The organism is Agrobacterium sp. rho-13.3, from assembly GCF_033957765.2.
GTDB lineage: Bacteria > Pseudomonadota > Alphaproteobacteria > Rhizobiales > Rhizobiaceae > Agrobacterium.
Genome location: NZ_CP192774.1, coordinates 332,946 through 347,282, shown reverse-complemented (window position 1 = coordinate 347,282; position 14,337 = coordinate 332,946). Strand labels below are relative to the sequence as shown.

Here is a 14,337-nt window from a genome sequence, read left to right as displayed (position 1 = left end):
AATGGCTGAAACTCACAAATTTTTAGGCACGGTGCTGGATTCCACGCAATTGCTGTTGGGAGAAGGGCCGAGCTTCGACCCGATCACCAATTCGATCTGGTGGCTCAACATTCTGGGCAAAGAGCTTCACGAACTCGACCCGGCCACCGGCAAAAAGACCGTGATTGCCCTGCCCTTCAAGGCCAGCGTGGTGGCGCGCATCGATGATAAACAGCAGTTGCTGGCATCGGAAGATGGCATCTTCATTCGCGACCGGGCAACCGGCGAACTGTCCCTTCATGCCGATTTCGAACCGGGCAAGCCCGGCAATCGCTCCAATGATGGCCGCATTCACCAGAGCGGCGCATTGTGGATCGGCACCATGGGCAAAAAGGCGGAAGATGGCGCCGGAGCCATCTATCACGTCGCAAAGGGCGTGGTCACAACGCTTTTTGACACGATCAGCATCTCCAACTCCATCTGCTTTTCGCCAGACGGTGCAACGGGATATTACGTGGACACACGGGCCAACCAGCTCATGACGGTTCCGCTCAACGCCGACACCGGCCTGCCGACCGGCCCAGCCAAGGTGCTCATCGACCGGGCCGGGCAAAAGGGTGGCATTGACGGCTCTGTCTGCGATGCGGATGGCAATATCTGGAATGCCTGTTGGGGTGTCGGCGCTGTGGATCGCTATTCGCCCGCAGGCCAACATCTGGATCGCTACGAAGTGCCGGCGCTGCAATCGACATGCCCGGCCTTTTTCGGCGCTGCGGCGGATCGTTTGGCTGTGACCTCCGCTTGCGAAGGGCTGGACGAGGCGACCGTGCAGGCGAACCCTCTGTATGGTGCGACGTTTGATCTTGCAATATCGGTGAAGGGTGTGTTGGACGGCGCTTATCGGGTTTAAGCGCTGATCTTCGGTGATTGCCCACCGTCATGCCGGGCTTGACCCGGCATCCAGCAGCATCGCGTCTGCGATGCGAAAGAGTCTTTCTCGATCAAGGACTTGATCGAACTGGATCCCGGATCAGGTCCGGGATGACGGAGTTTTGGGGGATCGGCATTCAACCTAAAAAATCACCCAAAATCCCGGCCAGATGGCGGGATATCCCGGTAGTTTTCCTGCAAGTAGCGCTGTGTGGCGGCAGCATCCACGGGGCGGCCGTAAAAATAGCCCTGGCCCATCGCACAGCCAAGGCCGCGCAGTTTTTCGGCTTCGCTTTTGTCTTCAATGCCCTCGGCAACCACCTGGAGATCCAACCCGTCGCACATGGCGACGATGGCCTTGATGATGTGTTCGGACGGACGATCGGTGCTGATGCGAGAGACGAAGGCGCGGTCGATCTTGACCTTGTCGAAGGAAAAATCCCGCAGGCGGCCAAGGCTTGACTGGCCAGTGCCGAAATCATCCAGCGAAATGCGAACACCGGCCATTTGAAGGTCGGAGATGATGCGTTGCGCGGTATCGGCGGAGGTCATGACCGCCGTTTCGGTGATTTCCAGCTCCAGACGACGGGGATCAAGACCGACCCGCCGCAGAATGGAGAGAATGTTTTCCGAGGTGCCGGGGTCCATCAATTGCGCCGAGGACAGATTGAATGACAGGAACAGTTCACGCGGCCACGATAGCGCGGCTTCTGCTGCTTTTCGCAACAATGTTTCCGAAAGCGCATCGATAAAACCACGTTCCTCCGCCAAGGGCACAAACACCGAGGGTGTGACGAAGCCCAGATCCGGGTCGTTCCAGCGCGCCAAAGCTTCAAACCCAATCGGCGTGCCATCATTGAGGCGCACGATCGGCTGGAAATGCACATCGACCGCATCGGTGATGATGGCGTTTCTGAGCGCCTGCTCAAGCTGCGTTGCGCGCTTCATTTCCTGCGCAATTTCCCGCGAATAGACGGTAATTTGTCCGCGCCCGCGACGCTTTGAGCGGTAGAGGGCGGTCTCCGCGCTCTTTAACAGGTCTTCGAAATCCTCGCCCGCAAAAGGGTAGATGGCAAAGCCGAATGACGAGGACAATCGAACATTTCGATCACCGAGATCATAGGGCGCGGAAAGCACATCCTTGATCATCTGGCCGACACGCTCTGCCCCCATGCGCTCGAACACCAAAGGCAGCACAAAAGCGAATTCATCGCCATCATGGCGGGTGACGATGGCGCCATCCGGCACGCAGGCCTTGAGCCGATGTGCGACCTGACAGAGAATCTCGTCGCCCGCTTCCACGCCGAAAAGATCGTTGATCGGCTTGAAACCGTCGATATTGGCGACACCGATGGTAAAAGGCGCAGGATCACTGGAGCGTTCTGCCGCCAACATGCGGATTTTATCGCGCAGCCGATATCTGTTACCCAAACCCGTCAGCGGATCGCTATAAGCCATCGCTTGCAGCTCATGCTGGCTTACCTGCGGCACATTTGGCCCCTGCGATTTCATTCGCGCATCCTGATCCACAGACTGTGAAGATTTTCGCTGACAATGAGATTTGATTCTTAACAAAACACTAGTTCGAAAGCCTGTGAAATAGCCATCAAAATTAACAGTAATCGTAAACCCTACGGTCTATTTTACCGCGCTCAGCCGCGAATACGATGGTCCTGTTGCGGCAGAAAACGTCTGAATAGCACCTCCACCATATCCGGGCTAATCGGCTTCAACAACATCTCGTCCATGCCGGCATCCAGACAGGCCTGACGATCCCCCTCAAATGCCTGGGCCACGACGCCGATGACCGGTGTGCGCGGGCGCTCCGCGCCTGCGAGCTTTCGCAATCTGCGCGTTGCTTCAAAACCATCGAAGTCCGGCAGTGTCGTATCCATCAATACAAACGAGGGATGATCCTGTTCGAACAACTGGACGGCGTCCTGCCCCGTGGCGGCAATTTTATAGCTGAGGCCCAAACCTTCGAGAATTTGCGAAAAGACGATCTGGTTGATGTTGTTGTCTTCCACCACAAGAACGTCGAGCGATGCTTTTTTCGAGATTGCAGCCGTCCGCTGGGTGGATATTTCCCAGTTTCCATCTGTCGGCGCGGCTGACAAGGGGTGATTATTGAGCCGGAAGTGCCGCGTGATCTGGGTGATGAGCGAACTTTCCAGCTGGAAGTCATCGGCAGTCATCGCCTCCACACCATAGGCCTGCGGAAGATCGAGGCAGGCGATATTCATCTGGACATCGACGATCACAAGATCAATGCGGACGTTCGCCGATGCGGCAAACTCCATGAAGGCTTTCTGTTCGGCCTGACTGACGGCAACAGCACAATCCACGCCAACGGAGAGCATTTTTTTGTGCGCAAGTTGGCCCAGATGGGCATTCGGCGTGACCAGCAGAATGCTGCGACCCTTCAATATTTGTGAGGCCTGATGATGTTCATCATCCATATAAGAAGACTGGACGAAAGACAGGTGTTCCAGACCGGGAATGGCACTTGTGCCGTCCGCTCCAACCGTTGCAAAGGCTGTCACGTCATCCATGGTCGTGACAAGAAAATAGCGGCCTGGCTTGCCCACCCGTTGTTTTCTGGTGATGACGAGCACTTCTTCGCCCGTAAGGCGCGTCACCCGTTCCGGCAAAATAGCGGGTGTGCCGGTTTTAAGAACATGATGATCCATGGCATCAATCCGCGAGGCCAGCGGATCGGCATGAATATCGGATACCGTGCGTCCCAAAATAAGATCGGCAGGGGTTTCCAGCAGCGCACAACCCGCCTTATTGACGGCCACATAGGTGGTATTTCGGTCCTTGACGAAAACCGAAAGGGGCAGCGTGTCCAGAATTTCCTCGGTCAGCTGTACCCGCTCGATGTCTGAGCGCCACTGATCCTCGCGTTTTTTCTGCTCGGAAATGTCCGTGAAAACGCAAATGCCCATGCCGGATGAGAGGCGTCTTTTGGCGGCGCGAACCCATCTGTCGCCGGGGCGCTGCTCCAGATTTTCAGAGCGCTCTTTCCAATGGGATGCCAGTTGCTCGGCAATCCAGTCTTCCCGTTCCACACCGCGCGGCAGCGGATCGCCGCTGGTCGTTTTACGAAGATCATAGGCCACAGCGATAAAGTCGCGAAGGCGCATACCCACAGCGACGTGCATACCGCCTGCGGAAAAATAACTGAAAATCTCACGGCTGATGAAAACAATATGGTCATCGCGATCGTAAATGATGAGCGCAGAGGAAATCGCATCGCAAACGACGTCAAGCATGGCAGCATGGATGGCTGCGACAGGCGACGCCATATCATTCATTGCGAAGTCTCACATGCACGTTTCAAAACTCAATACACTCGCGAAAAACCGGCCACGGACCATAGGGACACGGCGAAAGATGTCGGACATGCGGGTTTGAGGCTTGAAGCAGCGTTTCAAGACAATGTGAACGGTCCCCAGCTTTCCGTCACACACCCGTTCGGCCATGCCGAAAGGACATAATGCTGCAGTCATTTCAAGTTGGTGGAATATTAGAGTTTTCCCCTTAAAAGGTGCTTAACATTGTGCACGAGAAATATATTACGGGACAACGACGACATCTTTGTCCGTTCATCGGATTTCGCTTTCATACGGCAGCCGAATCCACGAAAATGACGGCATGTCCATCAAACAGCTTTCAGAAACCCTCATCAACCAGATCGCCGCCGGCGAGGTCATCGAACGTCCTTCGAGTGCCGCGAAGGAGTTGATCGAAAACGCCATTGACGCCGGTGCGACGCGCATCGAGATTGCGACCGCCGGTGGTGGCAAGGGATTGGTGCGGATTACCGACAATGGCTGTGGCATGTCGCCAGCCGATCTGGAACTGGCGATCCGCAGACATTGCACCTCCAAGATTTCGGCCACGCTGGACGATATTCGCACCCTGGGTTTTCGTGGCGAAGCACTGCCCTCCATCGGCTCCGTCGCCAAGCTGACGATCACCAGCCGGCAGCAAGGGGCCGCAGAGGGTGCGATTATTTCGGTTGCGGGCGGCAAACTTTCGCCGGTGCGGCCAGCCGCCTCCAACACCGGCACAATCGTGGAAGTGCGCGACCTGTTTTTCGCGACACCTGCGCGCCTGAAGTTTCTGAAAACAGAGAAGGCGGAAGCGGCGGCGATTACCGAAATTGTCAAACGCATGGCAATTGCCTTTCCGCACATCCGGTTCGTGCTTTCGGGCACCGACCGCTCGACGCTGGAGTTTCCGGCAACCGGTGACGACCATCTGGCGCGCATGGCGCAAATTCTCGGCGCGGACTTTAAAGACAACGCCATCGAAATCGACGCCGGGCGTGAAGATGTGACGCTGACGGGTTTTGCCGGTGTGCCCACCTTCAACCGTGGCAACTCGGCGCATCAATATATGTTCGTGAACGGGCGCCCGGTGCAGGACAAACTGCTGCTCTCGGCCATTCGTGGTGCCTATGCCGAAACAATACCGCATGGGCGTTACCCGATTGCGGTTCTGTCCTTGAAGCTTGATCCGGCTCTGGTGGATGTGAATGTGCATCCGGCCAAATCCGATGTGCGCTTTCGCGATCCCGGGCTTGTTCGCGGGCTGATCGTTGGCGCAATCCGACAGGCTTTGACCCGTGAGGGCGACCGTGCCGCGACCACGGGGGCAGCACAGATGGTGAATGCCTTCCGTCCCGGTTACAGCCCATCAACGGTGCGGCCTTTTGCATCGCAAGCCTGGACGCCGGCCCATTCGCCCTCGCGCCCACTGAATGTTTCAAATGGTTTGGCACTTCACGAAACCGCCCAATCGCAATTTAACGATATCACCATGCCCACGGCGCGGGCGGAGCATGGTCACAGCACCGCGCAGACCGGCTCAGACCTGGAACCATCACGCTATCCGCTGGGCGCTGCGCGGGCGCAGGTGCACGCCAATTACATCGTCGCGCAGACCGACGACGGGCTTGTGATCGTGGATCAACACGCCGCGCATGAACGTCTGGTTTTCGAGGAAATTCGCAAGGCCCTGCACTCCAAGCGGCCAGCCTCGCAGGTTCTGCTCATTCCCGAAATCATCGATCTGCCGGAAGAAGATTGCGACCGATTGATGGACCATGCCGCGGGCTTTGACAGCATGGGGCTAACCATCGAACGGTTCGGTCCCGGTGCGGTGGCGGTGCGCGAAACGCCAGCCATGCTGGGTGAAGTGAACGTGCAGGGGCTGGTGCGCCAACTCGCCGACGAGATTGCCGAATGGGACACGGCGGGCAGTCTTGCCAACAAGCTGGAATATGTGGCGGCGACGATGGCCTGCCATGGTTCCGTGCGTTCAGGCCGACGTATGCGGCCAGAGGAAATGAATGCGTTGTTGCGGCAAATGGAAAACACACCGGGTTCCGGCCAGTGCAACCATGGACGTCCCACCTATATCGAGTTGAAGCTTGCCGATATCGAAAAACTGTTTGGCAGAAGTTGAGCCATTATCGCCGGCCAGGCTGGCATTCTCGTTGTGACGCGATTAAAAAGACGAGACGTCAGGAGACACTACGAATGAACAGATTTGAAGGCGGCGGACACCGCGAGGCGAAGATCGAATATCTCGATGGCGATATGCGCATCGTGCAGACCGGCGCCTATGTCGTCTGTGCCATGACGGGCGTACAAATCCCCGTTGATGAGCTGCGTTACTGGAGTGTGGCCCGGCAGGAACCCTATGCCGATGCCGCCGCATCGATGGAAGCCGAAAAGCGGGCGGGTGCTTTGCCGAACCAGAAACGCAGTTCCTGATCGGTATCAGGCCTGCGCCGATCTCCGCAAAAGTATAATTGAAGTTGTGCACAACCGACCCGGAACCATAAACGGCAGGGTTTGTTAGTCTTTCGTGAAATGTAAACAACACAATTTCAATGGGAGATGACAATGGCCGAGAAGACACTCGACGACCTGTTTTACGATACGCTGAAAGACATTTATTATGCAGAGCGTCAGGTTTTGAAAGCGCTGCCGAAAATGGCGCGTGCCGCTAGTGACACCAAGCTGAAAGCCGCGTTTGAAAAGCACAAGGAAGAAACCCAAGGTCACATCGAACGCTTGCAGGAGGTTTTCGAACTGATTGGCAAGCGCGCACAGGGCAAAACCTGTGAAGCCATTCAGGGTATTCTTGCCGAAGGTGAAGAGATTATCGAAGACTACAAGGGCACACCGGCACTCGACGCGGGCCTGATTTCCTCCGCTCAGGCGGTGGAGCATTATGAAATCACCCGGTATGGCACGCTGAAAGCTTGGGCTGAAAAGCTGGGCCATACGAAGGTTGTGCCGCTGCTTGACGCCACGCTGAATGAAGAATCCAAGACGGACGAAGCTTTGACCAAGCTTGCCAGCACATCCGTCAATGCGGCTGCCAAAAAAGCTGCTTGATTTATCAAAAACATGCAAAAACCGGGCTTGTGGCCCGGTTTTTGTTTGATGGCTTGATGCGGAAGACAGCACGAAGCCGAAGTTATTTCTGCTGAAGCGTCCGGCGGCGGCAATGGTCTATGGCCGCATCGATCATCGATCCCGCCGCGTTGGGATCATCCAGAACCATGTCGATCTCGATGACGAGGCTGCTCCAGAGCAATTCGGCAGCGCGGCCATGATGGCCAGCCAATCGCACCGCGTCTTTCGCCGTTGTCACCAGCAACAGGTCCAATTTGGCTGCCTCATCCACCAGATCCTGAATTTCGTCATCGCTGAAATGATGATGGTCCTGGAAGGATCGCTTGACGACGACCACGCCTCCCAGCGCCTCGACTGTGCGATAAAACTTGTTCGGATCGGCAATGCCCGCATAGGCCAGAACACGTTTGCCGGCAAAATTCGGCTGTGGCCGTGGCTGGATGGACGACACGAAAATGGGTTTTCCGGCGCGTGCCGCGGTGCGGACGATGGCGTCTGCCGCGAGACCATCACCGACTTTCAAAATGGCGGAAAGCTGGCGCATCTGCTCGTCCATCGGGGCGCGAACCGGACCGCCGGGCACCAGATGTCCGTTGCCAATGCCGCGCCGGGTATCGATGACCAAGAGCGCATAATCCAGCGTCAACCGGGCGCTTTGAAAGCCGTCATCCATGATGATGAGATTGACGCCCTCCCCCACCAAGCGATGCGCACCGTCTACCCGTTTTCGGGAGATGACGGTGGTTGCCTCTCTTGCCAGCAACAGGGGTTCATCCCCGACGTCGACAGAGCGATGCTGGTCAAGATCGACCAAGGTTGTAACATCCAGCGTGCCGCCATAACCGCGACTGAGGAAACCCGGCTTCAAGCCTTTGTCGAGGGCGGCACGTGCGATGGCGATTGCGGTGGGGGTTTTTCCAGCACCGCCGACCGTGAAATTACCGATGCAGAGAACCGGAACAGGCACAGAAGCGCGCGTTGCAGTTTGCATCCGACGCCCGGCCACTTTGCCGTAGATCAGCGAAAACGGTGATAATAACCAAGCCTGCCAACCGGGCTTTTCCCACCAGAATGGCGGCGCTTCAGAAACCATCAGCCTCAAAACTCCCGCTGTTTTGTCTTTTGGATGAAGAGGTTATGCGCCAGAAAGGTAATGATTTTGCAAAAGCCGCGACGATTCAAACCGTCGCACGGTCGGGCAGCAGGTTTTCGAGGCCGGTAATATCGTCAAAACAATAATCGGAATCCGCTGCAAGGCTGTCTTTGGAGCCTGTGCCGGTGAGAACTGCGACCCTTAAACCAGCGCCAGCGTTTCGTCCCATATGCAGATCGTGATTGTTGTCACCCACCACCGCCACCCGCTCCGGTGTTAGGCCGATGGCCCGACAGAAACCGAGAACCATGCCCGGCTGCGGCTTGGTGCCATGGCCGCTATCATAACCGGCCACGAAATCAAGATCGGCGTCAAAACCGAAGCGTTTCGCCAGCTCACGAATAGACGCTTCGTTGTCGCTGGAGGCGATGCCGAGCTTGAAGCCCCTGCCCTTGAGGCGTGCGAAAAAAGCCTTGAGATCCGTCACCGCCACGGATTTTCCCGCGGCCTCGGTGAACAGGCGGTCGAGCCGCACCGTCAACTCTCGCTCATCGCAGCTGGAACCAGCGGCGATCAGACCCGCAGCAATTTCTGCGGTGTTGCCCGCGGCAAGCAGGCTGTCGGCCTTCACGTGGCCCGTGACCGGATCCATGCCACAGGCCAGAAGCAGCCTGTCCGCCAATGCCGCATCGCCTTGCGCTGCGATGGCAGCGAGTTCACGGTTAACCGGACCCCAACTGGCATCATAACCAATCAGCGTGCCGTCCTTGTCGAACAGGATTGCAGCGATTGCCGCTGCGGACTTCGGGGTATCGATCGCGTTCATCCTCAGCCAACCGCGCTGCGTGGCTGAAGTTTTGCCGTCACCGTCAAGGGGTTGATATAGGGTTCCAGCGCCTTGACCGTCAAAGACAGCGCGCCGCGCATATCCTGGATGACCTTGCCGCCCGCATCGATCATCTTGTAGCGCTCATTATCGTTGACGAGCAGATAATGCACCGCCTTCGCCAGCATTTCCACATCGCGGATGATTTTTCCGCCACCGGAACGAAGCAGCTTTTGATAGGCCTCGCGGAAGTTCTGCACATGCGCGCCGGACAGAACCGCGCACCCCAGCATGGCCGGCTCCAGCGGGTTCTGCCCGCCTTCCCCGGTGAGCGAACGTCCCACGAAAGCAAGTTCCGTCAGCCGCAGGTAAAGGCCCATTTCGCCAATGCTGTCGCCAAGCAAGATATCGGTTTGCGGGGTAATCACGTCGTTGCGGCTTCTGCGCGCCACGTTGAGGTTCATTCCCTTCAACATGGTCTCGATCTCGTCGGCGCGTTCCGGGTGGCGCGGCACGATGATCGTCAATTGTCCGTTGCGAGACTTGATGGCAGCGTGAACGGTGGCTGCGGCCTTCTCTTCTCCATCGAATGTGGAGATGGCGGCCCAGGTCTTGCGTGTGCCGATCTGGCGACGATAGGTTTCCAAAAGAGCCGGATCACAGGGCGGCGGGTCTGTATCGCCTTTCAGGTTTCCAGACACGACCACCGGCCATGAACCCAGATCGCGGAAACGTTCGGCGTCCACATCGGACTGCGCCACGACCAGCGCCATCTTGCTGAACAGCGCTTCGGCAAATTCGGAATGGTTGCTCCAGCGATTGAAGGACCGATCGGACAGCCGTGCATTGACGCGAATTTGTGGAATATGACGACGCTCAAGCTCCATCATCGTCACCGGCCAGATTTCTGACTCGGCAGTGATGGCGGCGTCCGGCATCCAATAGGTCAGGAAACGGTTGATTGAAATCTTGATGTCCAAAGGCACATACTGGTGAATGACATCATCACCCAGCCGCGTGCGGCTCAGCTCTGCGGATGTCACTGTGCCGGTGGTCAAAAGAACGTGAATATCGCGTTTGCGAATTTCGCGGATCAGCGGCACGAGTGCCAGCGTTTCGCCGACACTGGCAGCATGAAACCACACCAGTGGCCCGCGTGGACGCTCAGCACTGGGGTAACCGAAACGTTCCAGCTTACGCCGTTTGTCTTCTTTGCCCTTGGCTGCACGGTAAGAGAGGTAAGGCCGGGCGAAAGGATAGGCTGCAACACCCGCAATCCTGTAACCCGAAAGGGCGAAGCGCGCGATACGGCTATTCATGACATGCTGCCTTCAATCATTTCGCGCAATGCATTCCCCTGTCATCTGCAATGAAGCTTACATGTTATGAAAATGCGTCTTTTTTGTTTCAGCGTAGGATGCCACCAGCGAAAACACACGCCGAACACGGTTTGTTGTGCGTGTCCCCCAGAGACTCGCACAACCTCCTACATCTCAGAACATAGTACAAAGGAAGTAGGAAAGCAGCGATTATTTGCTTTCAGGATCCAGCAGACGGTGCATATGCACTATAAAATAACGCATATGAGCGTTATCTACTGTTTGTTGTGCCTTGGACTTCCACACTGTTAGCGCGGTTGCATAGTCTGGAAAGATTCCAACGATGTCCAGCGCCTTCAAATCGCGGAACTGTACGTCCTGAAGATTTTCGAGTTCACCGCCGAATACGAGGTGCAAAAGCTGTTTCTGGTTGCCCGCTACAGTCATTTTTCTTTTCTTCTTTCTAAAGTTTCATAGCCCCGAGAAGCCTTCATCTGCGGGATTTTATCGCGAAAATCAACCTCTGACAGACGAGTTCAGTTGCGCCAGCAGCTCTGGCAGCAAAGAATCTGTTGCAGCGCACAATTCCGGGTGGCTGACCTTCTGGCGATTATAGATCAGCGGCTGTCCGGCAAGGTCGACCAATTGGCCACCTGCTTGCTGCAAAATCAGATCAGCGGCAGCCAGATCCCAGTCATGGGAGTTGGCTTTGACCAATGTTCCGTCAATGCGCCCATCCGAAACCATGGCCAGCCGGTATGCCAGCGATGGCACATGCGGGATGCGACGAACCCGCAACCGGAAATCAACCGGCAAATGGGCAATCACATCTTCGGGAGCTGCCAGCTGCACTTGACCAGGGTTTGATGGCGGCACGGATAAGACTGCGCCATTCTTCAGCGCAGGCCCGCCAGACACCGCCGTGAACTCTTCAGCGAAGGCAGGCGCAACGAGAACACCGGCAACCGGCCTGCCAAGATGCACCACCGCAACGCTGACGCACCATGTGTCCTTGCCACCGATAAAGGCGCGTGTGCCATCGATAGGGTCAACGACAAAAAGCGTTTCCTTGGAAAGCCGTGTCGCATCGTCATCTGTTTCTTCCGAAAGCCAGCCATAATGCGGACGCGCCTCGCGCAGCATCGTTGCCAGGACTTCATTGGCAGCATAATCCGCAGCGCTGACGGGGGAATGGCCGCTTTTCCACCAGACCTCCGGGTCTTTGCGGAAAAACTCCATGGCAACACGGCCAGCCTCGCGGGCGGCATCGACAATGAGGTTGAGATCGGAGCGCCAGTCGGCCCCTGCACTATCAGTCATAGGATCGTCGTTTCCACGCGGCCCATGCCGCGCCTGTTTTCGTCTGCGCAGATGCGCACGATGCGGACGTCAAAGCAACCGTCTATTGACGGTGTCAGCGTCCCGCTATCGTCATGCCTTCAATGGCGAGCGTGGGTGCAGCAACACCATATTTGCGGTCTATGTCATTGGCAGGTGTGACCCGCATGAACATATCCTTGAGGTTGGACGCGATGGTCACTTCCGAAACCGCGAAGGTTTTTTCGCCATTCTCGATCCAGAAACCGCTTGCACCGCAGCTATATTCGCCGGTCAGCATGTTGGCGCCATGGCCGATCAGTTCGGTGACGTAAAAGCCCGTGCCGACCTGGGCGATCAAATCTTCCGGTGAGGTATCGCCCGGCTCCAGCGCCAGATTGGTGGAGGCAGGCGACACGGATGTGCCACCGCGCACGCCGCGCCCATTGGTTTCCAGCCCGATTTCCCGCGCCGTGGAGGTGGACAGGAACCAGTGTTTCAACACACCATCCTCGATCATCACCATTTTTTCGCCGCGCACGCCCTCACCATCGAAAGGACGGGATGACGGGCCGCGTATGATCTGTGGATCATCGGTGATGGACAGACCTTTTTTCAGCACCTGCTGACCCATCTTGTCGCGCAGGAAGCTGGTCTTGCGGGCCACGGATGCACCGTTGATGGCACCGGCAATGGCACCGACGAAACCGCGCGCGATGCGTGGATCGAACACAACGGTGACGTTGCTTCCCGTATCGACCTGTCTCGGGTTGATGCGCTTGACGACTTTTTCACCGGCTCTGCGGCCAATCTCTTCTGCTGCATCGAGGTCTGCAAAATAAAGACGGCTATCGAAATCGTAGTCGCGCTCCATCTTGGTGCCTTCGCCAGCGATGACGCTAACCGAGCGGCTGAAACGGCTGCCCATATAGCTGCCGGAAAAGCCGTGGGACGTGACCAGCACCAGACCGCCCATGCCGCTGGATGCGCCAGCCCCTGAGGAGTTGGAAACACCCTGCACACCAAGTGCCGCCTCTTCCGCCGCCAGCGCTGCCTCACGCAATTGGTCTGCGGAGACTTCGGTGGGATCGAACAATTGCAGATCGTCGTAGGAATTGGCCAGTCTGCTGCTGTCCGCGAGGCAGGCATAGGGGTCTTCCGGCGACACCTTGGCCATGGCCACGGCGCGTTCGGCCAGTGTTTTCAAATCAAAACCTGGATTGGCCGAGACGCTCGCAACGCGCTTGCCGACGAAGACCCGCAGCGAGAAATCGTCGCTTTCAGCGGACTCGGTGCTTTCCACCTTGCCCAGCCGCACGCCGACAGATTGCGAGCGTGACCGCACGACAACGGCATCGGCCTCATCTGCGCCAGCAGCGCGGGCCAGATCGACCAGTTCGCTCGCACGGTCGAGAAGCTTGGAGGAATCAATTTCTGAGGACATGTGGTGGCCTTTCGTTGACCTTCATTTATTGCGGCACACCTTCCGCATCAAGGCCAAAGCGGCATTTCACCTGTAATTGAGCAGAATGGCTATGCTTCGATGCCCAGTCCGCGGTGATAAAGCTCCACCTGCATATCAATTTGCCGTTTGAGATCGTCCTTGATCACCTCGGATTCAGCCAGCACCTCATGGGCTTTGCGAAAATCCAGCACGCGAAAACGGTTGACCGGGGGGCGCAGGAAAATATGCGGTGGACGCATACGCAGCTTCAGACCAATGGCAGATTGCATCATCAACTGGCTGGCCCCGAACAGGCTTTCGACGCGGCTTGGCATCGTCTTGCCATCGCCTTCCGGCCCACCGACCACATCGACGCCGATGACGATATCCGCATCATCCAGCAGATGCTCGTAGGGGATGGGATTGAAAATACCGCCATCGATCATGATGCGGCCATTCATGCGGATGGGCATGAACAGTGCGGGGATGGCGGAGGATGCCGCAAGCGCCTGACGCAGATCACCACTTTCGATGATGACTTCCGACTGGGCATAATAATCCGTCGCCGTGACCTTGAGCGGCGTGGCAAGGCCCGCAAAATCCTTGGGCAAGGCCGAGGGCAACAGCGCATCCAGAATGAGTTCTAGATTGAACTGCCCGAAACGGAAACCGAAAGCGGCGTGGCGCATGGAAGCGGGGCCGAGGCTCCATAGCCGATTGGCCACGCTGCCCTTTTTGCCCATGAGTTCCAGCGTGTATTCGCGAATGTCCCTGCCGCTCATGCCCGCCGCCATGCCAGCACCGATGATGGAGCCGATGGAGGAACCGGCAATCGCCTTGGGGCGAATACCTAGCTCGTCAAACACTTCGACGACGTTGATGTGGCAAATGCCGCGTGCGCCGCCACCGCCCAGCGCTATGCCAAACGTCGGGTCGCGCACGTCCGCAACAGCGGCTTTTTCCGCGTTTGCAGCCTCTTTGCGTTTGCGCTT

13 protein-coding genes are annotated in these 14,337 nt (G+C 57.1%); 4 read left to right on the top strand and 9 right to left on the bottom strand.

Annotation, left to right across the window (positions count from 1 at the left end):
• The first annotated feature begins 1 nt into the window (after position 1).
• Positions 2-889: an SMP-30/gluconolactonase/LRE family protein gene (locus tag RMR16_RS01605; protein ID WP_320200829.1), complete on the top strand. Its 888-nt coding sequence runs from the start codon at positions 2-4 to the stop codon at positions 887-889.
• A gap of 170 nt (positions 890-1,059) precedes the next feature.
• Here the strand turns inward: RMR16_RS01605 and RMR16_RS01600 are convergent, their stop codons facing one another.
• Positions 1,060-2,421, bottom strand: coding sequence for a putative bifunctional diguanylate cyclase/phosphodiesterase (locus RMR16_RS01600; protein WP_320200830.1), 1,362 nt, complete (start codon positions 2,419-2,421; stop codon positions 1,060-1,062).
• 140 nt (positions 2,422-2,561) lie between these two features.
• Complete coding sequence (locus RMR16_RS01595; RefSeq protein WP_320200831.1) at positions 2,562-4,226, bottom strand: response regulator; 1,665 nt, start codon at positions 4,224-4,226, stop codon at positions 2,562-2,564.
• Positions 4,227-4,566: 340 nt separating this feature from the next.
• On the opposite strand from RMR16_RS01595, the gene mutL reads away from it, so the two are divergent.
• The 3 genes from mutL (at position 4,567) to RMR16_RS01580 (ending at position 7,325) form a co-directional block, all read left to right on the top strand.
• Positions 4,567-6,384 carry a DNA mismatch repair endonuclease MutL gene (gene mutL, locus RMR16_RS01590; protein WP_320200832.1) on the top strand — a complete coding sequence of 606 codons (1,818 nt, stop codon included), beginning with the start codon at positions 4,567-4,569 and terminating at the stop codon, positions 6,382-6,384.
• A 74-nt stretch (positions 6,385-6,458) separates the two neighbouring features.
• Entirely contained in the window at positions 6,459-6,695 is a 237-nt protein-coding gene (locus RMR16_RS01585) for a DUF2093 domain-containing protein (protein ID WP_320200833.1), read from the top strand.
• Positions 6,696-6,827: 132 nt separating this feature from the next.
• Positions 6,828-7,325: a ferritin-like domain-containing protein gene (locus RMR16_RS01580; RefSeq protein WP_320200834.1), complete on the top strand. Its 498-nt coding sequence runs from the start codon at positions 6,828-6,830 to the stop codon at positions 7,323-7,325.
• A gap of 82 nt (positions 7,326-7,407) precedes the next feature.
• On the opposite strand, the gene lpxK is transcribed toward RMR16_RS01580, so the two are convergent.
• The 7 genes from lpxK to RMR16_RS01545 all read right to left on the bottom strand — a co-directional run bounded on the left by lpxK (position 7,408) and on the right by RMR16_RS01545 (position 14,286).
• Complete coding sequence (lpxK, locus tag RMR16_RS01575; RefSeq protein ID WP_320200835.1) at positions 7,408-8,439, bottom strand: tetraacyldisaccharide 4'-kinase; 1,032 nt, start codon at positions 8,437-8,439, stop codon at positions 7,408-7,410.
• Between the two features lie 85 nt (positions 8,440-8,524).
• Positions 8,525-9,265 (bottom strand): HAD family hydrolase, encoded by a 741-nt coding sequence (locus RMR16_RS01570; protein ID WP_320200836.1) that lies wholly within the window; start codon positions 9,263-9,265, stop codon positions 8,525-8,527.
• Between the two features lie 2 nt (positions 9,266-9,267).
• The gene (gene waaA / locus RMR16_RS01565; RefSeq protein WP_320200837.1) at positions 9,268-10,584 is read right to left on the bottom strand and encodes a lipid IV(A) 3-deoxy-D-manno-octulosonic acid transferase; all 1,317 of its coding nucleotides are present in this window, start codon (positions 10,582-10,584) and stop codon (positions 9,268-9,270) included.
• 210 nt (positions 10,585-10,794) lie between these two features.
• Complete coding sequence (locus RMR16_RS01560; protein WP_320200838.1) at positions 10,795-11,031, bottom strand: DUF4170 domain-containing protein; 237 nt, start codon at positions 11,029-11,031, stop codon at positions 10,795-10,797.
• A gap of 69 nt (positions 11,032-11,100) precedes the next feature.
• The gene (locus tag RMR16_RS01555) at positions 11,101-11,904 is read right to left on the bottom strand and encodes a 3'(2'),5'-bisphosphate nucleotidase CysQ (protein WP_320200839.1); all 804 of its coding nucleotides are present in this window, start codon (positions 11,902-11,904) and stop codon (positions 11,101-11,103) included.
• A 94-nt stretch (positions 11,905-11,998) separates the two neighbouring features.
• Positions 11,999-13,345 (bottom strand): TldD/PmbA family protein, encoded by a 1,347-nt coding sequence (locus RMR16_RS01550; RefSeq protein WP_320200840.1) that lies wholly within the window; start codon positions 13,343-13,345, stop codon positions 11,999-12,001.
• 89 nt (positions 13,346-13,434) lie between these two features.
• Positions 13,435-14,286, bottom strand: a complete 852-nt coding sequence (locus RMR16_RS01545; RefSeq protein WP_320200983.1) for a patatin-like phospholipase family protein — start codon at positions 14,284-14,286, stop codon at positions 13,435-13,437.
• Positions 14,287-14,337: the final 51 nt, after the last annotated feature.